Below are 22,568 nucleotides of genomic sequence, written 5' to 3' on the forward strand. Positions count from 1 at the left end.
GCGGCCATGTTCGCCTTCCTTTTCATCGGTCGCCAGAACCAACAGTACATCCCCCCAGGGGGATATGTTACAGTCGCTCACATCCCCCCAGGGGGATAACGCTGAACCCGACCAGCTAGACAGGAAGGGACTCTTGATGCGGGAAGTCGACACCGTCCAACTCGCCGCTCTCGGCCCCGGTCCGGGCGACCGACAGGTGAGAAGACAAATGAGTGACCACAGCGCTCTCATCACAGCAACCGACACGCCGCGCCTCCACCTGCCCGACGCCGGCCTGACCGTGCGGACGATCGACACCCCGTCTCTCGGCGATCGCAGCTATCTTGCCCATGACGGCGAGGTGGCCTTCGTCGTCGATCCGCAGCGCGACATCGACCGCATCCTGGAGATTCTCCGAGCTGAGGGCGTCCGGCTGACCCATGTCTTCGAGACCCACATCCACAACGACTACGTCACCGGCGGTCTCGCGCTGGCCCGCGCCACGGGCGCGACGTACCTGATCAACGCCGACGACGTGGTCTCCTTCGACCGCACCCCGATCCGCGATGGTGAGATCGTCAGGATCGGCAACCGGCTGCGGGTATGCGCGATCCACACGCCGGGTCACACCTTCACCCATATGTCGTATGCCCTGACCGATGCCGACGAGCCGGTTGCGGTCTTCACCGGCGGTTCGCTGCTGTACGGCGCAACCGGGCGGCCCGACCTGCTCGGCCCGGGCCACACCGACGCCCTCGTACGCCACCAGCACACCTCCGCGCACAAGCTCGCCGGCATCCTGCCCGACCAGACCGAGGTCTACCCCACCCACGGGTTCGGCTCTTTCTGCTCGGCGACCCAGTCCGAAGCGACCGCGTCCACGATCGGGCGAGAGAAGCAGGCGAATCCCGTTCTGACCCAGGACGAAGAGGACTACGTCCGCGCATTGCTCGACGGCCTGGGCGCCTGGCCGGCGTACTACGTGCACATGGCACCCGCCAACTCCGCGGGTCCGAGCGCCCCGGACCTGTCCCTGCCCGAGCAGGCTGACGCCGCCGAACTGCGCTACCGGATCGAGGCCGGCGAGTGGGTCGTCGATCTGCGCAACCGCACCGCCTTCGCGGCCGGCCACGCGCCCGGCACGCTGAACTTCGGTCTCGACGGCGCGTTCTCGACCTACGTCGGCTGGCTCATCGACTGGGGAACCCCGATGACCTTGCTGGGGCAGACGGCGGAGGACGTGGCCCAGGCGCAGCGCGAGCTCGTACGGATCGGGATCGACCGTCCCGCGGCCCACGCCACCGGAGAGCCGCAGACCTGGAGTCTCGACACGCCGGTGTCGTTCCCGACTGCCACGTTCGCCGACCTCGAGCAGGTCCGTCATCATCGCGAGGTCGTCGTCCTGGACGTCCGCCGCACCGAAGAGCACGAGTCCGCCCGGATCGAGGGTGCGGTCAACATCCCCATCCACGAGTTGCCCAGGCGGCTCGCCGACGTGCCTGGCGGCGAGGTCTGGGTGCATTGCGCGGCCGGTTACCGCGCCTCGATCGCCGCATCGTTCCTCGACGCCTTCGGTCGCAGGCCGGTCGCGGTCGACGACGACTTCAAGAACGCGGCGAAGGCCGGCCTCGACCTCGTCGGCCCGCGGGCGTGACCGAGCGATACCCGCCCTCCTCTGACCCACCGCGCATCGCAACCAGTCATACCGAAGGAGAACAGCATGTGCCGACCCGTCACCTGCAAGACCTGCGCCATGACCACCTGGGCCGGCTGCGGCCAGCACGTCGGCCAGGTGAAATCTATGGTCCCCACTGACCTGTGGTGTCCTGGCCACCCCAAGTCCGAACGCCAAGGCGGTAGCTGGCTCGACAAGCTGCTCGGACGCTGACGACCGTCGCCCTGATGTCGGTGGACATCGAAGCGGCCCGCAACCTGTTGCTAGTTGCTCGATGCATTCACCGTGGCGAACTCGGCGCGCGCAGCATGTGCATCAGGGCACGACCGGAGCCGTCGTGGTGAGCTCGAGGATGGAGTAGGAGCTCGGGGGGAGCTCGATGGTCAGGTCGTCGTCCAGTTTCACCTCGTCGGACCGCGGGGCGACGCGGTTGGGTTCGGTGAGAGTGTTCCGGGCCAGCGGGTCCTCGGTGTGGAGTTGGTGGACGCGGACGACGTTGGTGGCCAGCGGCAGGCCGAGGTCGAGGGCAAGGTGGACCGGGTGATTGCGGTCGCGGTTGACGACCGAGAGCCACAGGGTAGTCCCACCGGAATCCGTCGACGCGCTGATGTCGACGGACGGCAGCTCGATCGGGGTGCGTTCCAACGTCTCGCCGGGCACCGCCGAGCAGGCGGTGTCGCCTGCGAGGGACATCGTGCCGCTGTGGTGGCGCTGCATCTGGAGTGGCCAGTACACGGATTCGTGGACTACCTGGTCATCAGTGACGACCAGTGCGCCGACCACGTTGATGGTCTGGGCGAAGTTCGCCAGCGTGACGCTGTCGGACTGGCGCTGCATGACATTCAGGAACGATGCGACCGCCAGCGCGTCGACCGTGCGATAGCGCGTCTCCCCCGGGCGCCACTTCGGGCTCATCTCGAACCGGGTCGCGTCGGCACAGTTCCACTCCGTGAAGGCGAGCTCCGGTTTCGGCGTACCGGGCTTCTCGCGGGCGACCAGGTCGACGAGGCCCTGGATCGCGACGATCGCGCTCTCGGTGCGATAGGGGCCGCTGAGGACGCGCGCGTAGTCGCCGCCCTCGGACTCGGGTTCGAACGGCCAGTACGTGTGCAACGTCAGGTAGTCGATGTGCTCCCAGGCCTCACGCAGCAGGGCGAGGTTCCAGTCGACGGCCTGCGAGGGCTCGAAACAGCCGATCGCGAGCACCTTCAGGGTCGGGTCGAACCGCTTGATGGCCTTGGCCCATTCGCGGCAGCGGCCGGCGTTCTCCCGCGCAGTGACCTGGCCGAGCTCCCAAGCGCCCCACTCCTCGTTGCCGATCTGCCAGTAGCGCACGTCGAATGGTTCGTCGTACCCGTGGGAGCGGCGCAGGTTCGCGTACGCCGAGTCGCCGGTGCCGTTGCAGTACTCGACCCAGGCGAGCGCCTCACGCAGCGATCCGGTCCCGGTCGTGAGGTTGATCTGCGGCTCGGCGCCGATCCGCCGGCAGTACGCGACGAACTCGGCCGTACCGAAGCCGTTGCCGACGTCGTAGCCGAAGTGCCAATCCACAGTCCGCTCGCGATCGGGGCCGACTCCGCGCTCCCACTCGTACGAGGTCCCGGTGCAGCCGCCCGGCCAGCGGACGACCGGTGCGCCGAGCTCGGTGATCGCATCGACCACGGTCCGCCGCAGACCGTCGGAGTCCGCGTCCGGATGACCGGGGTTGTGCAGCGCCTCGTCGGCCACCCACCGGCGGCGAGACAGGAACTGGCCGTAGATCTCCGGCCGGATGGTCCCGTTGACGGTCCCCCGCAGCTTGAACGTCGCTCGTGTGGTCACTGGCCAGATTCCCTTCGCCGACTTATCTCTGACTTGAAGTTAAATAGCTGTGTTCGGGTGTGTCAATGGACCAGCACCACCGGCAGTGCTAGAACCGACGGCATGAAGGAGCTCCCGCGTTCTGCCCAGCTGAGCGACATCCGGCAGCAGAACTACTCGACGATCATGCGCGAGCTCATGCGCTCCGGCCCGACGGCCCGCACCGACCTGGCCGCGGCGATCGGGATGTCGACGGGCTCCGTGACCCGGCTGACCGCGGCGCTCGTCCGCGCCGGGCTGGTCAGGGAAGCGGCGGAGCCGACGCAGCGCGGCATGGGACGGCCCAAGGTCCCGGTCGCCATCGACGAGTCGACGTACGGCGTGGTCGGTGTGCATTTCGGTCTGCACCGAGTCAACATCTGTCTGATCGACCTGCGCGGACAACTCGTTGCGGAGGTCCACGCAACCGAGCGCACGACCACCTTCGAACGGCTGGTCCGCGGTGCGGCACGTGCGGTGCGGAAGCTGATCGACGGGACCGAGTTGACAGTTCTCGGTGTCGGGGCGAGCACCGGCGGTTGGGTGGACAGCTCGGCCGGGACGGTCCAGAGTCAGCCCGTCCTCGGCTGGCAGAACGCTCCGCTCGAAGCATCTCTGCGCGAAGCGATGGGCCTCCCGGTGCTGATCGACTCGCAGGTGCGCGCGCTCGCGCTGGCCGAGCACTGGTTCGGCGCGGCTGTCGGGGTGGACAACTTCATCCATCTGTTCGTCGGCAACGTCATCGGAGCCGGATTCGTCTTCAACGGCACGCCGTACCGCGGGGCGCACGCGGCCGCGGGGGGGCTCGACCATCTACCGATCGCCGACCGGTCCGGCGAGGTCTGCACCTGCGGCAGCCGGCGCTGTTTCGCTGTCGTCGCCGGGGACATCGAGGTAGCCCGGCGGGCCCGGTCGGCCGGACTGATTCACGCCGATCAGGAGGTCTACGACGTCTTCGAGCTCGCGGTGAACGGCAACAGCCGGGCGCGCCGCCTGTTGCGCGAGCGCGCAGTCGTGGTCGGCGCCGCCACCGCGACCCTGATCGAGCTCCTCGATCCCGAGCTGGTGGTTCTCGGCGGTGGGATCACCGCCCCGGTCGACGACGTCGCGACCATCCGCGACGCCGCGCAGGCCAAGCTCGCCGTCGACCGGGGCGTCGACACCACGGCGCGGATCAGGCCGAGCGCCTTCGGTCCGTATGCCCTGGGCATCGCCGCGGGAGCGATCATGCTGAACGCCGTCTACCGCTCCCCCGAGACCCTCGTCCCAGCTCTCACCGCGCAACCTGTTTAGTACCCGAGCTCGATCAGGTTGGCCGAGTGCGGCGGGAGCTCGGCGTCGACCGTGTGCCCCTTGCGGAGTGCCGTCGTCGCGGGCTGGACGGGTTGCGTCTGGTCGTTGTTGTACGCCGTGATGTCGTCGTCGGTCACGGTCGTCTGCCGCGCCGACTTCACCGCCGGCCCGACGTCCGGATCGAGAGTGATCGGCATCGCCTTGTCGAGGCTGCGGTTGACAACCAGCAGTCGTACGCCGTCCCTCGTCCACGTTGCCGCAGCGACGACGGCCGCGTAGTTCTGATCCGGCAGCACCGGATTGTTCCGGACTGTCAGCTGCCGCGGCGCGGACCCAATCAATGGCGCGGCCAACGTCAGCGACATCGACCGTCCGGTGATCCCGAACCCTGGCGGCGAGCCGAGGATGTTGCCCCAGTCCCGCTTCGCCGGATCGGCGTTCGGTCCGCCGTTCAGGTTCGAGTTGATCGCAAGCCGTACGCCGTTCGAGACCTGCCCGATCAGCATCGTCGTCTCGTACACGTTGTGCATCTGCATCGCCGCGAAGTTGGCCGGCGTACTGACACCGGTCGGCCCGTTCTGGCTGATCGTGCCGTACTCCGTCACCGTGAGCGCGGGACGCTTGCGCGGGTCCGGGAAGTACTTGCCGAGCTGCTTGCGCAAGGCAACGAGCTCCTGCGTCGGCCGGTCGCTCGCGTTCATCAGCTGCTGGTAGAGCTCGGTCGAGTCGTAGGCGCCGTCCGCGTCCCCACCTACCTGGTCGGTGTAGGAGTGGATGCCGATGCAGTCGTACGGACGTTTGCCCATGGCATCGACGAACTCCGGCTTGCCCCAGCCCGAGCACACGGTGATCTTCGGGTCGACCGCCTTCATCGCCTTCGTGAAGTCCAGGAACCCGTCCTGCCGGCCGGTCGTGTACTCGATGCTCAACACCGCGCCCTTCGGCGGGATCGCGCCGTGCGTACCGTTCCCGAAGGTGACCGTGCCGTCTGCCGTCCCGACCTGGTAGACGTGATCGGCCGGGCCGGTGGTCGCCAGCGAATCGACCCGCGTCCACTGTGCGCCGGCGACCGTCAACACCGGCTCGGCGATCGGGCCGGACTCGGCCGTCGCGTCGGACGGCAACGCGATCGGGTTGTAGCGCGTGCGGTACGTCTGGCCCGGGGCGCCCGTACTCGCCTTGCGATTGACCAGATCGCAGCCGCTGAACAGCCCGTCGTCGTCCTGGTACGTCGTCGACGCCGCGGTCTGCCGGCTCCACCCGCCCTCGACGAACTGCTTCACGCGGGTCTGCAGGTCGGCGTCCCGCCAGTACCGCTGCCCGTCGAGGAACGGTTCGTTGCCGTACTCCCACGTCTCGATGCCGTACGGCGCCGGATGCCCGTTCGCGGCGCGTACTTCGGCCCAGTCGGTGCCGCCGTTCGGGTTGGTCGCAGTACCGTCGCTGGAAGAGTTCATGTACTCGACGTAGTCGGCGGCGTCCTGGGCGGTCTGATTGATCGACGGCACCATGACCATCGTCTTCGCGCCGATCGCCGAGACCAGCTTCTCCTCCTCGTCCGGCCCGAACCCGTTTCGGGCCGCCGGAAGGTTGCCGAACCGCACGGCCGCGAAACCACCGGAAGTTTGGCAGCCGCGCTGCGCCACCGGACCGATCGCCTTCTTGAAGTCGAAGAAGTTCGCCACCGTCCCGCCGGGATAGCGGATCAGCTCCAGATCGGCCGCCTTCGCCGCGTCCGCGAAGCCCGCCGCCGGACCCTGGGTCGCCGGGTCCCAGGCGCCGAGCTCGTCGTCGATCCACCGGGCGTTCGCACCGAAGATCTCCGGTGTGATCGCGGGCGCAGGGATACCGTCCGCCATCATCAGCGGGCCGCGATCCACCCTGATCTCGACCCGGCCGCCCGGGCGAGCATCGGCCGGCATCTGCACCTGCGTCAGCCAGGCGGCGACCAGCGCCACGGCGATCGCGCCTGTCCGCTTCCTCATGCCCGCACCTCCTGTCGCTCGTACGCCGCCTGGGCCTGCTGTACTGCGCGGATCCGCTCGAGGTCGAACTTCGCCGACCGGTCGAAACCGTAGATTCCGTTCTGTTCCTGGAACACGTCGGTCAGCTGCGTGTAGCAGTAACCGAACATGTTCGGTTCCTCGAGCAGCACGCGCGTCAGACCCTCGAACCGCTCGTAGAACTCCGGCAGCGATCCGACCCGTTGCCCGTAGCCCCAGGACTCACGCCGGTCGGTTCCGCTCGCCGCTGCAGCCTCGGCGTTCCACCAGATGCCGCCGTACTCACTGACCATGTACGGCTGGCCGCGGTACGGGAGCGACTGCTGCGCACCCTGCCGGCTGACGTTGCCGAACGGCCGGCCGTCGGCGAGCCCGGACTGCTGCAGCGCGAAGGCCGCCGGGTCCTGTTCGTAGGAATGGCTGTCCCAGATGTCGGTCTCCGGGACGCGATGGCTGTAGCCGGAGGCATCGATCACCGGGCGGGTCGGATCGGCCGACTTCGCCGCGCGGAACATCGCGCGGGTGACGTCGTCGAGCTGCGTCTCCCGGTCGTGCAGGTCCTGGTGGGTCTCGTTGAGCGGGCACCAGCCGATGATCGACGGGTGGTTGTAGTCCCGCGCGACGACGTCCTGCCACTCCGCGACGTACGCCGTGGTGGGCTGCTGGTTGTTGCCCGTCGGACCCTGCCCCTGGGCGCCCCAGTCGGGGAACTCGCCCCAGACCAGGTACCCGAGCCGGTCTGCGTGGTACAGATACCGCTCCTCGAAGACCTTCTGATGCAGACGGGCGCCGTTGAACCCGGCGGCCAGACCGAGCTCGATGTCGCGCACCAGAGCCTCGTCGGTCGGCGCGGTCATGATGCCGTCCAGCCAGTAGCCCTGATCCAGAACGAGCCGCTGGAACACCGGTTCGCCGTTGATGAGCAGCCGGTTGCCCTCGATGGCGATCGACCGCAGCCCGGCGTAGCTCTCGACCTCGTCGAGCACCTCACCGTCCTCCAGCAGGAACCGGAGTCCGTACAGGTGCGGATCGCTGGTGGTCCAGAGCCTGCGCCGGTCCGCGGGGATCGACAGCACGATCGTCGGCGTGAAGTCGATGCCAACAACAACTGACTCTGTGGCCACCACGCCGTCCGCGTCGGTCAGCTCGAGGGTCAGCCGCTGCCCGCGCCGGGGTCGATCGATCGGGGCGGTGACGATGAAGCGCGAGTTCGCCACATCCGGGGTGATCTTCGGACGCTGTAGGTACGAAGGGCCGACCGGCTCGAGCCACACGGTCTGCCAGATCCCGGTCGTCCGGGTGTAGTAGCAGCCGGTGTTCTCGAACCAGGTCGCCTGCTTGCCACGCGCCTGGACACCCGAGCGCGGGTCACGCGCTCGCACCACGATCGTCGCCGTACCGCCCTGCATCGCCTCGGCGATGTCGAACGAGAACGGCGTCGAGCCACCACGATGCCGGCCGACCTCGATGTCGTTCACCCAGACGGTCGTGTCGTGGTCGACGGCCTGGAAGTGCAGCAGGATCCGCTCCCCCGCCCACGCCGGAGCGACCGTGATCTCGCGGCGGTACCACACCGCGTCCATGAAGTCGGTGTTCCCGATCCCCGACAACTCCGACTCCGGCGCGAACGGCACCAGGATCTGCCGCGGGTACCGCGCAGTCCGCAGTCCGCGCTGCAACCCGGTGTCACTGTGATCGATCTCGAAGTCCCAGCTCCCGTTGAGCGACTGCCAACGATGCCGCCGCCACTGCGGCCTGGGGTACTCCGGGCGTGGGTCTGTACTGGTCTCCATACGATGTCCTTTCAGCACTGGACGCGACGGCTCAGCCGCAATTCGGCGTCCGCGCCGGTCCGGCGAGCGGTCTGCGCGGCAACCCGCTGCGCGACCGGCCCGCCTTGATGGGTGTGCTCCTGGAGGTACTGCACATCGGTCAGATCAGCCCGCCAGGTCAGCAGGGCCTCGAGCAGGCGCTGCCAGACGACCGGCTGGTGCGCCCAGCGGTCGTACTGTTCTCCTGGGTCGTTCTTGCGATCGAAGAGCCGGCCGGTGCCGTCTTCCGGGTAGTACTCGAGCTTCCAGTCGTCAGTTGCCAATGCCAACGACCGGTGCAGGACCGAGGCCGCGCAGGTACGCCTTTCCGCCGTCGGGTCGGTCAGATCGAAACCCTGAAGCGTCGGCGCCTCGACACCGGCCACGGCCGCGAACGTAGCCGTCAGGTCGGTCGTCATCGCCCACTGCCCGACCGACCCCGCGGCGGTCACCCCCGGCCACCGCATCACCAGCGGAATCCGCCACGACTCGTCGTAGAACGTGTGCTTGTCGTTGAAGCCGTGGTCGTAGTACTGCTGCCCGTGATCGGTCGTGAACACCACCAACGTGTCCTCACGCAGCCCGTTCGCGTCCAGCCAGTCCACCAACCGCCCTACCTGGGCATCACAGTAGGCAGCCAGTCCGTAGTACAACCGCCGCTGCCGGTCGACAACCTGCAGGTCGAGCTCCCCACCGCCGGAGTCCGCATCCCCGGCCTCGACCCCTCGTCTTCCCACCAGCTTTTCAAGGTGAGTGGGGCGTTCGGCTTCTTCGCCAGGTCGGTGGTTCAGAGCAGGCAGTTCGGCGCCAGAGAACAAGGTCGCCCACTCTCCCGGCGGATCCAACGGGGAATGCGGACTGGGCAGGGAGCAGAACGCGAAGAACGGCCGGTCCGGGGGACGCCTGTCGATGGCCTCGATCGTCCGATCCACGAGGTAGGCGTCACAGAACAGCTCCGGCGGAACCGGATTCGGAGGGGCCGAGGCACGGCCGAACCCGTGCGCGGCGAGCTGCCGCGCATAGTCGTCCTCGACATCGGCACTCTTCTCGCCACCGAGCACGCTCTCGAAGTCGAACGCCGCCGGCCCACCGAAGTGGGTCTTCCCCACCATGATCGTGTGATAGCCCGCACCACCCAGCAACTGCGGCAATGTGCGGAGATCGGGCCGTCGCGAGATCCCGTTCTCCACGCACCCGTGAACGGGCGTGTGCGTCCCGGTCAGCAGGCTGGCGCGCGCCGGTGTACACACCGGCGCCGACGTGTGCGCCTGCTCGAACCGCACTCCTTCCGCCGCCAGCCGGTCCAGGTTCGGCGACACGGCATGCTTCGCCCCGTAACAGGACAACGTGTCCCGCCGGGAGCTGTCGGTCATCACCAGCAGGATGTTCGGTCGGCGGGCGGGCATGTCAGGCGGGCTGGTTCGGCATCGAGGCGCGGGCGGCGAGTACGTCGGCGTACGGGATCACGCCGACCGAGTCCGCCCAGGTGTGCCAGCGGCCGGTGAGGTCGGTGACGCGCTCGGGATGGGCGGCCGCGAGGTTGTTGCTCTCGCTGCGGTCGACGGAGACGTCGTACAGCTCCCAGGGGCCTTCGAACTCGCGGACGAGTTTCCAGTCGCCGGATCGCACGGCCGCGTTGCCGATGTGCTCCCAGAACAGGTCGTGCTCGAGCCCGGATCCGCCGCGGAGCAGGTCGAGCATGCTCACGCCGGGCAGCGCCGGCAGAGGTTGCCCGTCGCGTTCCACGATCGCCTGCACACCGGTTGCCTCGAGCAACGTCGGCGCGACGTCGGTCAGCTGATGCGGCGCATCCCGGACCGTTTCGGCGAGCCCGCCGGCCGGCCACGACACGATGAGCGGGGTTGCGATCCCACCCTCGTGCACCCAGCGCTTGTAGAGGCGGAACGGCGTGTTGGACAGGTTCGCCCACGCCTGGCCGTAGCTCGTGTACGTGTCCGCGGTGCCCGGGCGGATGTCGGGCGAGTTGCCGACGCGCATCGGCGTACCGTCCGGGGCGCTCGGCGGGATGATCAGGTGGTGCTTGCGGAAGCGGTCCGCGGCCTCGGAGTCGCTGCGGAGCTCCTCGGCGCAACCGCCGTTGTCGGACAGGAACACGACGATCGTGTTGTCGCGTTGCCCGGTGTCGTCGAGCGCGCCGAGGATCGTGCCGACCGCGCGGTCCATCGCCCGGACCTGCGCGGCGTACGCCTCCATCCGCTCGAGCTGCCATTTCTGCTCGGGCTCGTCCGACCAGGCCGGCACCTCCGGGTCGCGGCGGTCGAGGGTCGCGTCCTCGGCGCAGATGCCGGCGTCGACCTGACGCTGCCGACGACGCGTACGCAGGACGTCCCAGCCCTCGTCGAACATCCCGCGGGTCTCGGCCAGATCGGCTTCCTTCGCGTGCAACGGCCAGTGCGGTGCGGTGAAGGCGACGTACCCGAAGAAGGGACGCTCGCCGTCGGTCGCGTCGCGGATCGCCGCGGCGGCATGCGCGCCGATCTCGTCGGTGTAATAGAAGTCCGGCCCGAGCTCCGACAGCGGTACAGGCGTCTCGCCGTCGTGCAGCGTGGTGGTCTGGAAGTAGCTGCCGGCACCGCTGATCGTGCCCCAGAACCGCTCGAAACCGCGGCGGGTCGGCCAGCTCTTGTCCGGCTGCTCACGCTCGTTCGACAGATGCCACTTGCCGGTCATGTGCGTGTGGTACCCGGCTGCACGGAACGTCTCGGCCAGCGTCGCGGACCGATCGGTGAGGCTGCCCGGATACCCTCCAGGTCCGTCGTTGTTCACGAGTTCGGCGACGCCGGTCTGGTGCGGGTGCAGGCCGGTCAGCAGCGATGCCCTCGACGGGCTGCAGCGCGCGGTGTTGTAGAAGTTCGTCAGCCGCGCGCCGCGCTCGGCGAGGCCGTCGATGTTCGGGGTGCCGATCTCACCGCCGTAGCAGCCGATATCGGAGTACCCCATGTCGTCGACCAGGATGATCAGAACGTTCGGTCGCGCAGTTGCCACGAATACCTCACTCTCCAAGAGTCTTTTGAGTTCATGCCCAGCGCGGCAGCATCGCGAGCATGCCGCCGTCGACCGGCAGGGACACACCCGTCACACCGCGCGAGTCCGGTCCGAGCAGGAAGGCAACGACCTGTGCGACGTCCTCGGCGCTGACGAAGCGCCCCAGCGGATGGTTCGCCAGCAGGTTGGCGGCGACACCGGGATCGGACCAGCGGTCCTTGTTCCGCTCCACCGGAACGAAGCCGGGGAGTACGGCGTTGCACCGCACCCCGCGCGGACCCCACTCCACCGCAGCCGCACGGACGAGCGCATCCAAAGCCGCCTTGCCCATCGCGTACGCCGCCATCCCCGGACCCGCCCGCTGTGCGTGCACGCTCGAGATGTGGACGATCGAGGCTTCGCCCGGCGCAGCATCGACGACCGCCGTACTCCACGCCAACGCGGCCGCCACCTGTACGTCGAACACGGTCGCGAGGACAGCCGGATCGAGCTGTCCGAGAGGTCCGCGTTGCTCGGCCAAGGTCGCCGTCACCAGGCCGCTCAGCTTTCCCAAGGCGGTGGCCGTCCCGACGGCACGTTCCCGACAGGTCTCGTCACGCACGTCTCCGAGGACCCACTTGATCGGGTCGAGGGCCGCCGGTCGCTCCACCAGGTCGACACCGACCACACCCCAACCGTGCTTCGCAAGCGTCGTCACGACCGCCGAGCCGATCCCGCCGCCGGCCCCGGTGACGAGTGCGACGGGCGCCGACGTACTCATCCCTTCAGGCCCGAGGTCGCGACGCCGTCGACGATCTTGCGCTGGAACGTGACGAACAGGACCAGAGGCGGAACCAGTGCAAGGGTGCTCATGGCAAGCATCGGACCCCAGGACGAGTCACCCGTCGAATCGAGGAACTGACGCAGGCCGAGCGGCACGGTGAACAGCTGGACGTCGTTCAGGTAGATGAGCTGTTTGAAGAAGTCGTTGTACGTCCAGATGAAGGTGAAGATGATCGTGGTCACCAAGGCCGGCCGGAGCAACGGGAAGACGATGTAGCGGTAGATCTTCCACGGCGAACATCCGTCGAGCCGGGCGGCCTCGTCCAGCTCCCGCGGAAGGGACCGGATGAACTGCACCATCAGCAGCACGAAGAACGCGTCGACGGCGAAGAAGTGCGGCACGAACAACGGGTAGAACGTGTTCACCCAGCCGAGCTTGTTGAACAAGATGTATTGCGGCACCAGCGTCACGTGTGTCGGTAGCATCAACGTCACGAGCATCGTCGCATAGGCGATCCGGCGGCCGATGAAGTGCAGACGTGCGAACGCGAACGCCGCCAGACTGCACGAGATCACGTTGCCGATGATCGCCAGCACCGAGATGAACAGCGAGTTCTCGATGAAGATGCTGAACGCGGTCGAGACGCCCTTCCAGCCCTGGGCGTAGTTCGACGGCTCGAAATGCCGTGGGATCAGGCCGGGCTGGGAGAAGATCTCGTCGGTCGGCTTGAAGGAGCTCGCGACCATCCACACCAGCGGATAGAGCATGACGAGCGTGACTACGATGAGTCCGAGGTGCGCGAGCAGTCGGCGGCTCGGTGCCCATCGACGGGTGGCCGGCCGAGTGTCGGCGTCGTCCCGGATCGCGGTGAGTCGTTCAGTCGCCATAGTGCACCCAGAACTTCGCGAAGAAGAAGTTGACCGCCACGACCGCGCCGGCCAGCAGCACGAGCATCCAGGCCATCGCCGCGGCGTAACCCATGTCGAAGTTCACGAATCCTTCCTGGTAGAGGTACAGGGAGTAGAACAGCGTCGAGTCGGCCGGTCCGCCGGAACCGTCGCTGATGATGAACGCCGGCGCGAACGCCTGGAACGACCGGATCAGCTGCAGCGTCAGGTTGAAGAACAGGATCGGGCTCAGCAGCGGCATCGTGATGCTCCAGAACTGCCGCGCCTTGCCCGCCCCGTCGACCTGCGCCGCCTCGTAGAACTCCCGCGGTATCTGCCGCAGCCCGGCAAGGAAGATCACCATCGGAGCGCCGAACTGCCAGACCTCAAGAGCGATCAGGGTGCCGAGGGCGGTGTGCGGCTCCGAGATCCACGACGGACCGTGGATTCCGACCAGCGCGAGCAGCTGGTTGACCAGGCCGTCACCGTTGAACACCTTCCGCCACAACACCGCGATCGCGACGCTGCCACCGAAGAGCGACGGCAGATAGATCGCGGACCGGTAGAAGTCGAGGCCACGCAATCCACGGTTGAGTACGACGGCGACCGCGAGCGCGAAGCACAGGCTGAGCGGCGTGCCGACGAACACGTAGATCGCGGTCACCTTCAGCGACTGCAGGAACAGCGGGTCCTCTCCGAACATCCGCCCGAAGTTGCCCCACCCGATCCACTTCGGCGCGGTCAGCAGGTCGTACTTCGTGAACGCGAGGTACAACGACATCAGCATCGGCCCGGCGGTGAACGCCAGGAACCCGATCAGCCAGGGCGCCAGGAACAGCAACGCCCACCCGTTCTGGTACCGCGTTCGTCGCCCGCCACGTAACGCCGGAAACGCAACAGCCACAGCTCACTCCTCTCCGACTCGTGTCAACTCGACCCCCACGGCTTCGCCAGGCGAGCAACCGATACCTGGGCCCGCCGGTCGCAACATGCCGTCGGTCGCAACCTCGGGAGGGTCGAGAAACGTCAGGCGATCTGTTTCGCCCCAGGCGTATTCGAGCCAGGTGCCGGTACCACCCAGCGCGGCCAGATGAGCCGCATGCGCAGTGCCCACCGGGCCGCTCGGATTGTGGAACGTCAACTGCGTGTCCCCGATCGCTTCGGCGATCCGCGCGACACCTGGCGGCCCGCCCGCATGTTTCGGATCGACCAGCCAATACCTCAACGCTCCGTCAGCACAGGCCGCCGCGGCGGCAGCCGGTTGCCAGATGTGCTCCCCCGCCGCCAGTGACAGCCCGCTCCCCGCGGCCGCGTCCAATGCCGCGCGATCATCGACCCGCACCAGGTCCTCGACCCAGTACAGATCCAAGGCAGCCAGCTCGCGCGCCACAACCGCCGCGAACTCCGCCGGTACCAGGTGATGGCAGTCGACCATCAGCCGTATGCCGCCGGGGACCGCCTCCCGCACTTTCACCACGAGCTCGAGCCCGGCGTCGACCAGCCGGACGCCCGACATCCCACGTCTGTGGTTGTCCAGGAACGGCGCCACCTTCACCGCCGAGAATCCGTTGCCCACGGCATACACCGCCTCGGCGACGATCGTCTCCGCGCCGTCGCCGCCGTACCGCCGGTTCAGGTTCGCATACAACCGCACCGGCCGTGGATCGCCGAGCCCGAGCGACGCCGAGAGCGACTGTCCCTGGAGCCGCGCAGCGAGGTCGGCAAGCGCCGACTCGTACCCACCGCGTATCGTCGACGAGAGAAAGGCATCGGCACCGGTCACCGATCGCAGCCGAAGCGCGGCACGGGCCTGCTCCAGCGGAAGACCGACAACCGACGATCCGATCGAGCGCGCCGCCGCCACCAACGCCTCCACCGGACCGCCGTCGGACAGCTCACCGAAACCTCTGAGGCCCTCGGCAACCAGTTCGACCATCACCCAGGTGCTTCTCGGCGAGGCACGATGCGCCCAGACCACAGCGGACTCGAGACAGACCATGTCAGTCACCCGTACCGCAGTTCGAGCAGACCGGGCACGAACTCCGCCGGCGCCGCATAGATTCGATCGAGAATCACACTCGCCGCCGAGACCGCCACGCCGTCCGTGCCGAAAGCGCTCAGCCGGACCACCGAGTCCACGTCCACCGGACGTTTGTCCCGCAGGTACGCACGCGCGCCATGCTGGACCGACCGCAGGTACTCCGGCGCGTCCACCACACCGCCGCTGACGATCACGACCTCCGGATCGAGTATGTCGATCAACGTCCCCACGGCCACCCCGACCAGCTCTGCCCTGGCGACCAGCAGTCCGTCGGCCCGGACGTCGCCGCCCCGCGCCGCCTCGACGAGGTGCTCCAACGTTCCACGCGCTCCGATCAGCCCGTCCCGGCGAGCGTGCGCCAGTACAGCCAGGTCGCTGGCGGCTACGTGCAGGCAGTCCCGTCGCCCGCACGAGCACGCCTCGGCAGCCGTGACCCCGACCGACAGATGATCGACGGTCCCGGCTGCCGCCTGGTACCCGGAGAACACCCGCCCGCCGAGCACGAACCCGGCGCCGACGACGTTCCCCACGAACAGCCCGATCAGATCGTCCATGCCCTGAGCGCCGCCGAACCACCGCTCGGCCATCGCCAGCGCACGGAAGCTCGAGTCGACCTCGGTCGGGAGACCCAGCCCACCGCCGAGCGCGTGCCGCAGCGGTACGTCGCGCCACCGTAGTACCCGATGGTCCCGCACCACACCGGCCTGACGGTCGACCCAGCCACCGGTGCTCGCGCCGACGCCGAGGATCTTCCCCGGGTTCCGCGAGACCAGCTCCTGGATCCCGTCGACCGCCTGCGCCACGAGCGGCTCGAACCCACGCCGGCCGCGGTGCGGCAGCCGCACCTCGGCCAGGAGCGTCCCACGCAGATCGAGCAGGCACACCGTCGTACGGCGCAGTCCGAAATGCACTCCGACCACGCGATGCGTCCGGTCGTCCACCACCATCGGCGTCCGCGGCCGGCCGAGCGCCCCATGCCCCGTCTCCGCCGGCAACTCACGCAGCAGACCGGCCTCGCACAACAGACTGGTCAGCTTCGTCATCGTCCCCGTCGTCATCCCTGTCAGCCCGGACAGCTCCGACCGCGCGACAGGCCCGTGCCGCATGACGGCGCGCAGGATCGCCGAATAGTTCTGCTGCCGCACGTCGAACGGCTGCGCGGACCGCATCCGCCCCCGGTCCGGCCGGATCTCCCAGGCCGCGCCGTCGGTCACTTCAGTGCGGCCTTGGCGTCGGAGAAGAACTTCGTCACCGCCTGCGACACCGAGCTCTTGCCGAAGCCGACGACCTGGTTCACGTTCGGCAACGAGGTCTGCAGCAGCTTGCTCGCACCAGGCGGGTACATCTGCAGCGCCGCCGGTCCCTTCGACGCGACCAGCGCATAGTTGTCGAGCACCAGCTTGTTCAGACCGGTCGCCGACTTCGTGACCGAGGTCCGGATGTCCTCAGGAATCGGAACGCCACGGGCCAGGCCCATCGCGTTGGCAGCCTCCGGCTTGCTGGTCAGGTATTTCAGCATCGAGACCGCGCCCTCGATGTTCTTCGACTTCGGCGAGATCGCGAACCAGCCGGCCGGGATGATGTTCGTCCCGGGCTGCGAGTCGGACCCGCCCGACGGAAACGTGCCTAGGCTGAGCGTCTCCTTCGTCAGACTCTGCATCGAGGGCAGACCCCGCGACGTCGCCGTACCGGTGTACGCCGCCTTGCCGATCGTCACCGGGTCGTTCTGGAACCCGGTCGCCGCGGCGGTGACCGCCATCGGCACGGCGGAACCGTTGCTGCGCAGGTCCTGCCACAGCTGCAGCCACGCGGCCATGTCGTCGTCGCTGAACCCGAGCGAGCTGCCGTCGCCGAACAGCGCCTTGCCGCGTCCGCGCAGGAAGGATTCGAGCGCGATCGGGCTGCCGCCGAGGTCCGCCGTACCGGCGAGCTTGCGGCCGCTCTTGCTCCAGACGTCCGCCATCGCGGCCTTGTACTGGTCGATGGTCCAGTCCGGACCGGGCGCGGACAGGCCGAGCCCCTTCAGCTTGGTGGTGTTGACGATGATGGCCGGCTGGGTCGCGGCGCCGAGCAGCGCGAAGTAGTACTTGCCGTCCGCCTTGGTCGTCGTGGCGACGTAGTCCGGCATCGAGTCGAGGCCCAGGTCGTCCTTGTACTGGTCGAGCGGCGCCACCGCACCGCGCTTGATGTACTCCATCAAGTACGGCAAGTGGATCTGGAACACGTCCGGAGGGTTGCCCCCGGCAACACGAGTGGCGAGCTTGTCGTAGTACCCGGAGAAACCGGAGTACTGCGGGTTCACCTCCGAGGCGCCCTCGCTCTTCTGGTAGAGATCGAGCGCCTCGATCAGCTTCTTGTTCTGGTCGCCCTCGCCCCAGAACATCACGTCCAGCGCGCTCTTCGAGCCGCCGCCCGACGAGGAGCTGCTCCCGCCGAGGCCACGGCTGCAGGAGGAGAGGGCGGCAGTTCCAGCCACCGCGGCTCCGAACTGCAGGAGCCGCCGGCGGGAGAACTGAGAGTTCTGGGACTTCGCGGTCATGATCAGCCTTTCGATGCAGAGGTATCGGCCGGAACGGCCTTGCGGACCAGCGCCGCGGCGTCCGGGAGTACGTCGGCCACCTCGTCCGCGAGGAGACCGGCCAGCAGCACTGCCGTCGACGATCCCTCGGCCGTAGCCGCGAGGTTGCGCTGCTCCCAGGGGTCGGCAGTCAGGTCGTACAGCTCGGCCTCGTCGTGAGACCGGAAGATGTAGCGGTGCCCGGCAGTCCGCACGGACAGGTTCAGACTGTCGCGCGGGTACTGCCAATCCCTCGCATGGAAGGGGTCCCCGCTCCCACCGGGCTTGCCGTCGTGCAGCATCGTCTCGGCGGTCACGTACTCGCGGATGGGGGCGGCAACGTCGTTGCCGACCATCGCCGCGAACGACCGCCCGTCATGGGATTCGTGCCACGGCACGCCGGCCAGTTCGCCCAGCGTCGGCGCGATGTCGCACATGGACACGAAGTTCGCGTTCCGGCTCTGCCGGCCGTCGGGATGCCGGACGATCAGCGGCACGCGGAGGTCCTCCTCGTAGTGCAGCCAGTGTCCCTTCTCCATCAGCCGGTGCGCCCCCATCAGGTCGCCGTGATCGGAGGTGAAGACCACCACCGTCCGGTCCCATTCACCCGCGTCCTCGAGGTACTGGCGGATCCGGCCGAACTGTGTGTCGACCAACGCACACAGGCCGAGATAGTGACTGGTGACCTCGATCCACTCCTGCTCGCTGAGGTTCTCGAAGTCGCGGGCGAAGTGCGACTCGCGGACCTCGCGCGGCTTGGTCGCCGTACCCGTCGACCAACTCTCCGGCAACCGTACGCGGTCCCGGTCGATCAGCGTGTCGTACGGGCTCGGGACGAGCATCGGGAAGTGCGGCGCATTCATCGAGCACACCGCCAGCCACGGCTTGTCGGCAGGGCGCCGAGCCATCGCCTCGAGGAACGTGTCGCACTGCCAGGTCTCGAGGAACGAGTCCAGCGGAACAGCCGCCGTCGCGTACGGCTCCTCGCGCAGTGTGGCCAGGTCCTCCGTGGTGAGGTTCTCGATGTGGTCCGGGTCGAAGGTGTACCCGCGCGCCGCGGCCCAGGTCCGGTAGTCCTCGATGTATCGCCCGCGATCCTGCCCTCGCAGTACGGCGGGGATCGCGCTGCTGTCCGCCCAGCCCATCTGTCCAGGCGTCGTGCCGGGCACGTGCCACTTGCCGTTGTAGTGCGTGTGGTAGCCGGCCGTGGCGAACGCCTGCGCGATCCCCGCCGACCGCAGCCGCGGCTCGATCGACCGCCAGTTCCCGAGTACACCGTGATGCCGCGGCATGAGACCGGTCCACAGGCTCGTCCGCGACGGGCAGCACAACGGGAACGGGGTGTAGCAGGCGTCAAAGACGGTCGACTCCCCCGCCAGCGCGTCGAGGTTCGGCGTCCGCGCAGCAGGGTTTCCGGTACAGCCCAGGGTGTTCCAGCTCTGCTCGTCAGCCATCACGACGAGCACATTCAGACGGTCGCTCACACGTCCCACCTTGTCGGTCCGACGGCTTTACTTCCAGCTGAAGTTAATTCGCGTCGGCTGAACTGTCAACCACTCGCCCGCGATTAACTTCAGCCAGAAGGAAATGGTCTTCGGTGGTGCCGCCCTGACCCTCGGCGGCAAACCCAAGGTGCTCTACATCGGCGCCGAGGTCCGCCCGTACTGGCCCGCCGAACGTCGGCCGGTCTCGATCGTGCTCTCCCGGTTCGGCTCCTTGGTACGACGCACTCGGCAGCAGTTGAGCAAACTGCGGGCCGGTTCCCACGTCAGTCACATATTCTGTCAGGACACACCATGGCCACCATCGATGATCGATTCTCCGACTGGGCCAGGACCTACGAAGAGGACGCACTCTCACGCCTGCTCGGTCGCCTGGGGCAGCAGGCGCTGACATCCCTGCAATTGATTCCGTCCGACCGGTTCATCGATGTCGGCTGCGGCAGTGGCGCCACGGTACGGCCGGCCGCAGAGATCGCCGGAACGGCCGTCGGTGTCGACGCCTGCCGGGCGATGATCGAGCGCGCCCGCGAACTCGCTCCGCCTGACAGCCGTGCTCGGTTCGTCACCGCCGATGTGCATGATCTGCCGTTCGAGTCCGGAACCTTCACCGCTGTCGCCTGCACTCTTGCATCACGTCACTTCACCGACCTGGACAGCGCCGTCGACCAGATGGCGCGAGTAACAGCCGCAGACGGTCGCCTCTGCCTGGTCGATCTCCTCGTGGACCCCGCGCCACGGTCCAGGCTGCGAAGATGTCAGCCCTATGCGCACGCCCTGGAGGCGATGCGAACCTCCGGACTGCGCCCCGCACGAGAAACCGTTCATCTCACGCCGTTCGGACCGTACTTCGTCTGCCTCGCGACCAAGGCGTAGCCGACGCTCACGGCGTCAGCGGGAGCGTTCCCGTACGACGCGCGCGATGTCGAGGCGGCGTACGGCGCGGACGGCCGGCCACTGGGACAGGGTCGCGGCCGCCAGTACGGCGACAACCGCGGCGGGAACGACCCACCAGCCGAAGGTCAGGCGGAAGGTGAACAGGTCGCTGCTGAACGACCCGAGGAACGCTCGCGCCGCCAACAGTCCCGCGGCGACGCCGATCGGAAGCCCGAGGGTGGTTGCGGCCAGGTTCTCTGTCGCGATCGTGCCGGCCACCCGCCGCATCGGCACTCCGGCCGCACGCAACGTCGCGAGTTCGTTGGTGCGCTCAACGATGTTGACGGCAAGCGTCACGTACATGATCACCGCCGCGAGGACGGCGCCCAGCACAACCATGGTCCCGACGAACGCCCAGAACAGCCCCAGGAACTGGTCCAGCGAGGCAGTTACCGCGACGGCATCGGCGTACGCCACGACCCCGGGAAGGGCCGTCATGGTGCGTCGCATCGCGTCGCGATCCACCCCCGACCCGAAGCGGACCAGATACGTACTGACAGCCGAGTCCGGAAGCAACCGCGCCGCCTCGGAATCGCTGGTGTAGATGGCAGTGCCGACTGGTTCGTCCAACAGACCAACCAAATGAAGGCGGGTCGACGCCGTTGCGGTGGTCAGCGTCACCACCTGGCCGACTTTGACGTGTAGCGAATCGGCGAGCCCGCGGCCGGCCAGGAAGCCGTTGTCCGGAAGGCTGATCGTCTTTCCGTCGACCGTCACGAAGCGGTGCATCTGCGTGTCGGTTCGAAACCCCGTCAACGTGGTGGCGTAGCTCCGGTCCCGCAGAACCGCCGTGACCCGGCCCACGCGGATCGGCTCCGCAGCAGACACTCCAGGAACCGAGCTCAGTCGGTCCCCCGCCCCGGCCGCGACGGAGACCGTCGCATCCTGCCGCTCGATCTGGCCATACTGACGGCTGATCGCATCCGACAGGCTGGTCAGCATGCCGATCGACGTCAGCACCAGGATCAACGCGAGTACGACGCCGAGCATCGTGGCCAGTGTGCGACGCAGATTGCGACTCACGTCGCGCAACGCCATCCGCGCGGTGACCGGAAGCCAGCGCGCCGCGGCAACCAGGTGACTCCATCGGCCCGGAGGGCGGCTCGCGGTCTCGTTGCGCATCGCTTCGGCCGGGATGGTCCGCGCTGCGGTGACTGCCGGAACCGCCGCGCCGACGAGCCCGATCAGCGCAGCGAAAGCGACTCCGATCGCGATCAGGTCGCCGTGGGCGGAACGCGTTACTGTGTCAGGGATCCCGAGAGCGCCGGTGTAACCGCGGGTCAGCGGCCCGGTCAGCGCCGTACCGAGCACTGCGCCGCACACACCGCCGAAGAGTCCGATCAGCAGGCCTTGTTGGAGATAGTGACGAACCAGCCGGCTGCGTCTGGCACCGGCGGCCATCAGAGTCCCGATCACGGACCGCTCGGCGAGCACCTTCCGCGCGAGCAAGACGTACGCCGCGACCGCCGCCGCCGTCAGGAACAAGAGTGGGAACGCAACAGACAACTCGGAGAAGCCGTTCAAGTCCTCGTGCAATGTCGCATTTGACGCCTGGTCGGCCTGGTTGGTGACATCGGTGGCACCCGCGGTCCGCAGTGCAGCAGCGACCGCACCCTGGTCAGTGCCGGCGGGGAGGCGAAGGAGAACCTGGTTCGGCACGCCGCCGTTCAGGCGCCGGACAAGATCCTCGTCCGCGAATACCACTGCGAATGCATGTGGATCGCCGAGCACGTCCTGCCTGTTCCGTGCCGGCCACAGGTACTCCGCCGACCGGACGATCCCCCGCACCTTGACGGTCTGCCACCCGGACCCGGCGTAGACCTGCAGGGCGTCGCCGGGAGCGAGGTCGTACGTATCGGCGGCGTGGCTCTCGACCAGCACGCCATCAGGATCGTCGGCACCCAGATAGGTGCCGTGATCCAGGGCGACCGCGTCGACGGCCGGCTGGCCGCTGATCGGCAGGCCTACGACCCGGCCGATCAGCTTGGTCCCTTCGATAAGCATCGGTGGATCGACCTGCGTTCGAACCGTCACGCCGACAGCGCCGGCATCGCGAGCAGCAGCCGCGACCTTGTCGGCGTCGCCACCCGTCGCGATCAGGTCCGCGAAGCGCAACCGCTCGTAGGTTCGCTGGTAGGAGTCGTCGAGGTTCCGGAACGCCCCGGCACTCGCGATGAACAACATGACCCCGAGAAGGACGGTGACGCCGACCGCGACGGCCTGAGCCCATTGCCGGCGAAGGTCACGCAGCGTCTTGCGGGTGATCGCGCGCATGCCGA

At 67.9% G+C, this 22,568-nt stretch carries 16 protein-coding genes; 3 read left to right on the forward strand and 13 right to left on the reverse strand.

Annotated features, from left to right (window positions below; translation table 11 throughout):
- Nucleotides 1-208 precede the first annotated feature (208 nt).
- The gene (locus OHA18_RS42250) at nt 209-1,633 is read left to right on the forward strand and encodes an MBL fold metallo-hydrolase (RefSeq protein WP_329001048.1); all 1,425 of its coding nucleotides are present in this window, start codon (nt 209-211) and stop codon (nt 1,631-1,633) included.
- A 336-nt stretch (nt 1,634-1,969) separates the two neighbouring features.
- Here OHA18_RS42250 and OHA18_RS42255 read toward each other — a convergent pair whose 3' ends face one another.
- The gene (locus tag OHA18_RS42255) at nt 1,970-3,475 is read right to left on the reverse strand and encodes an alpha-L-arabinofuranosidase C-terminal domain-containing protein (protein WP_329001049.1); all 1,506 of its coding nucleotides are present in this window, start codon (nt 3,473-3,475) and stop codon (nt 1,970-1,972) included.
- Between the two features lie 102 nt (nt 3,476-3,577).
- On the opposite strand from OHA18_RS42255, the gene OHA18_RS42260 reads away from it, so the two are divergent.
- Nucleotides 3,578-4,786, forward strand: a complete 1,209-nt coding sequence (locus OHA18_RS42260; protein ID WP_329001050.1) for an ROK family transcriptional regulator — start codon at nt 3,578-3,580, stop codon at nt 4,784-4,786.
- Here OHA18_RS42260 and OHA18_RS42265 read toward each other — a convergent pair.
- The 11 genes from OHA18_RS42265 to OHA18_RS42315 are packed head-to-tail and all read right to left on the reverse strand — an operon-like array spanning nt 4,783 to nt 19,338.
- Nucleotides 4,783-6,771, reverse strand: coding sequence for a hypothetical protein (locus tag OHA18_RS42265; RefSeq protein ID WP_329001051.1), 1,989 nt, complete (start codon nt 6,769-6,771; stop codon nt 4,783-4,785). The two genes, OHA18_RS42260 and OHA18_RS42265, sit on opposite strands and share 4 nt — an antisense overlap.
- Nucleotides 6,768-8,582: a glycoside hydrolase family 2 protein gene (locus OHA18_RS42270; protein WP_329001052.1), complete on the reverse strand. Its 1,815-nt coding sequence runs from the start codon at nt 8,580-8,582 to the stop codon at nt 6,768-6,770. The genes OHA18_RS42265 and OHA18_RS42270 overlap by 4 nt, the downstream gene beginning before the upstream one ends.
- 11 nt (nt 8,583-8,593) lie before the next feature.
- Nucleotides 8,594-10,006 carry a sulfatase family protein gene (locus tag OHA18_RS42275; RefSeq protein WP_329001053.1) on the reverse strand — a complete coding sequence of 471 codons (1,413 nt, stop codon included), beginning with the start codon at nt 10,004-10,006 and terminating at the stop codon, nt 8,594-8,596.
- Between the two features lies 1 nt (nt 10,007).
- Nucleotides 10,008-11,606, reverse strand: coding sequence for an arylsulfatase (locus OHA18_RS42280; protein ID WP_329001054.1), 1,599 nt, complete (start codon nt 11,604-11,606; stop codon nt 10,008-10,010).
- 31 nt (nt 11,607-11,637) lie between these two features.
- The gene (locus tag OHA18_RS42285; RefSeq protein WP_329001055.1) at nt 11,638-12,366 is read right to left on the reverse strand and encodes an SDR family NAD(P)-dependent oxidoreductase; all 729 of its coding nucleotides are present in this window, start codon (nt 12,364-12,366) and stop codon (nt 11,638-11,640) included.
- Complete coding sequence (locus tag OHA18_RS42290; protein ID WP_329001056.1) at nt 12,363-13,256, reverse strand: carbohydrate ABC transporter permease; 894 nt, start codon at nt 13,254-13,256, stop codon at nt 12,363-12,365. The genes OHA18_RS42285 and OHA18_RS42290 overlap by 4 nt, the downstream gene beginning before the upstream one ends.
- Nucleotides 13,246-14,160 (reverse strand): carbohydrate ABC transporter permease, encoded by a 915-nt coding sequence (locus OHA18_RS42295; RefSeq protein WP_329001057.1) that lies wholly within the window; start codon nt 14,158-14,160, stop codon nt 13,246-13,248. Before OHA18_RS42295 ends, OHA18_RS42290 begins: the two co-directional genes overlap by 11 nt.
- 3 nt (nt 14,161-14,163) lie before the next feature.
- Complete coding sequence (locus OHA18_RS42300; RefSeq protein ID WP_329001058.1) at nt 14,164-15,255, reverse strand: enolase C-terminal domain-like protein; 1,092 nt, start codon at nt 15,253-15,255, stop codon at nt 14,164-14,166.
- A gap of 5 nt (nt 15,256-15,260) precedes the next feature.
- Nucleotides 15,261-16,511, reverse strand: a complete 1,251-nt coding sequence (locus OHA18_RS42305; protein ID WP_329001059.1) for an ROK family protein — start codon at nt 16,509-16,511, stop codon at nt 15,261-15,263.
- The gene (locus tag OHA18_RS42310; RefSeq protein WP_329001060.1) at nt 16,508-17,836 is read right to left on the reverse strand and encodes an ABC transporter substrate-binding protein; all 1,329 of its coding nucleotides are present in this window, start codon (nt 17,834-17,836) and stop codon (nt 16,508-16,510) included. Before OHA18_RS42310 ends, OHA18_RS42305 begins: the two co-directional genes overlap by 4 nt.
- 2 nt (nt 17,837-17,838) lie before the next feature.
- The gene (locus OHA18_RS42315; RefSeq protein WP_329001061.1) at nt 17,839-19,338 is read right to left on the reverse strand and encodes a sulfatase-like hydrolase/transferase; all 1,500 of its coding nucleotides are present in this window, start codon (nt 19,336-19,338) and stop codon (nt 17,839-17,841) included.
- Between the two features lie 312 nt (nt 19,339-19,650).
- Between OHA18_RS42315 and OHA18_RS42320 the strand changes: the two genes are divergently transcribed.
- Nucleotides 19,651-20,229, forward strand: coding sequence for a class I SAM-dependent methyltransferase (locus OHA18_RS42320; RefSeq protein ID WP_329001062.1), 579 nt, complete (start codon nt 19,651-19,653; stop codon nt 20,227-20,229).
- Between the two features lie 15 nt (nt 20,230-20,244).
- Here OHA18_RS42320 and OHA18_RS42325 read toward each other — a convergent pair whose 3' ends face one another.
- The gene (locus OHA18_RS42325) at nt 20,245-22,563 is read right to left on the reverse strand and encodes an ABC transporter permease (RefSeq protein ID WP_329001063.1); all 2,319 of its coding nucleotides are present in this window, start codon (nt 22,561-22,563) and stop codon (nt 20,245-20,247) included.
- Between the last annotated feature and the right edge of the window lie 5 nt (nt 22,564-22,568).

This window comes from Kribbella sp. NBC_00709 (assembly GCF_036226565.1).
Taxonomy (GTDB): domain Bacteria; phylum Actinomycetota; class Actinomycetes; order Propionibacteriales; family Kribbellaceae; genus Kribbella.

Bases quoted from the DNA above. Each gene is read 5' to 3' on its own strand.
- OHA18_RS42310 (WP_329001060.1), bottom strand. From the start codon at position 17,836: ATGACCGCGAAGTCCCAGAACTCTCAGTTCTCCCGCCGGCGGCTCCTG.
- OHA18_RS42275 (WP_329001053.1), bottom strand. From the start codon at position 10,006: ATGCCCGCCCGCCGACCGAACATCCTGCTGGTGATGACCGACAGCTCC.
- OHA18_RS42250 (WP_329001048.1), top strand. From the start codon at position 209: ATGAGTGACCACAGCGCTCTCATCACAGCAACCGACACGCCGCGCCTC.
- OHA18_RS42260 (WP_329001050.1), top strand. From the start codon at position 3,578: ATGAAGGAGCTCCCGCGTTCTGCCCAGCTGAGCGACATCCGGCAGCAG.
- OHA18_RS42265 (WP_329001051.1), bottom strand. From the start codon at position 6,771: ATGAGGAAGCGGACAGGCGCGATCGCCGTGGCGCTGGTCGCCGCCTGG.
- OHA18_RS42270 (WP_329001052.1), bottom strand. From the start codon at position 8,582: ATGGAGACCAGTACAGACCCACGCCCGGAGTACCCCAGGCCGCAGTGG.
- OHA18_RS42290 (WP_329001056.1), bottom strand. From the start codon at position 13,256: ATGGCGACTGAACGACTCACCGCGATCCGGGACGACGCCGACACTCGG.
- OHA18_RS42325 (WP_329001063.1), bottom strand. From the start codon at position 22,563: ATGCGCGCGATCACCCGCAAGACGCTGCGTGACCTTCGCCGGCAATGG.
- OHA18_RS42285 (WP_329001055.1), bottom strand. From the start codon at position 12,366: ATGAGTACGTCGGCGCCCGTCGCACTCGTCACCGGGGCCGGCGGCGGG.
- OHA18_RS42300 (WP_329001058.1), bottom strand. From the start codon at position 15,255: ATGGTCTGTCTCGAGTCCGCTGTGGTCTGGGCGCATCGTGCCTCGCCG.
- OHA18_RS42320 (WP_329001062.1), top strand. From the start codon at position 19,651: ATGGCCACCATCGATGATCGATTCTCCGACTGGGCCAGGACCTACGAA.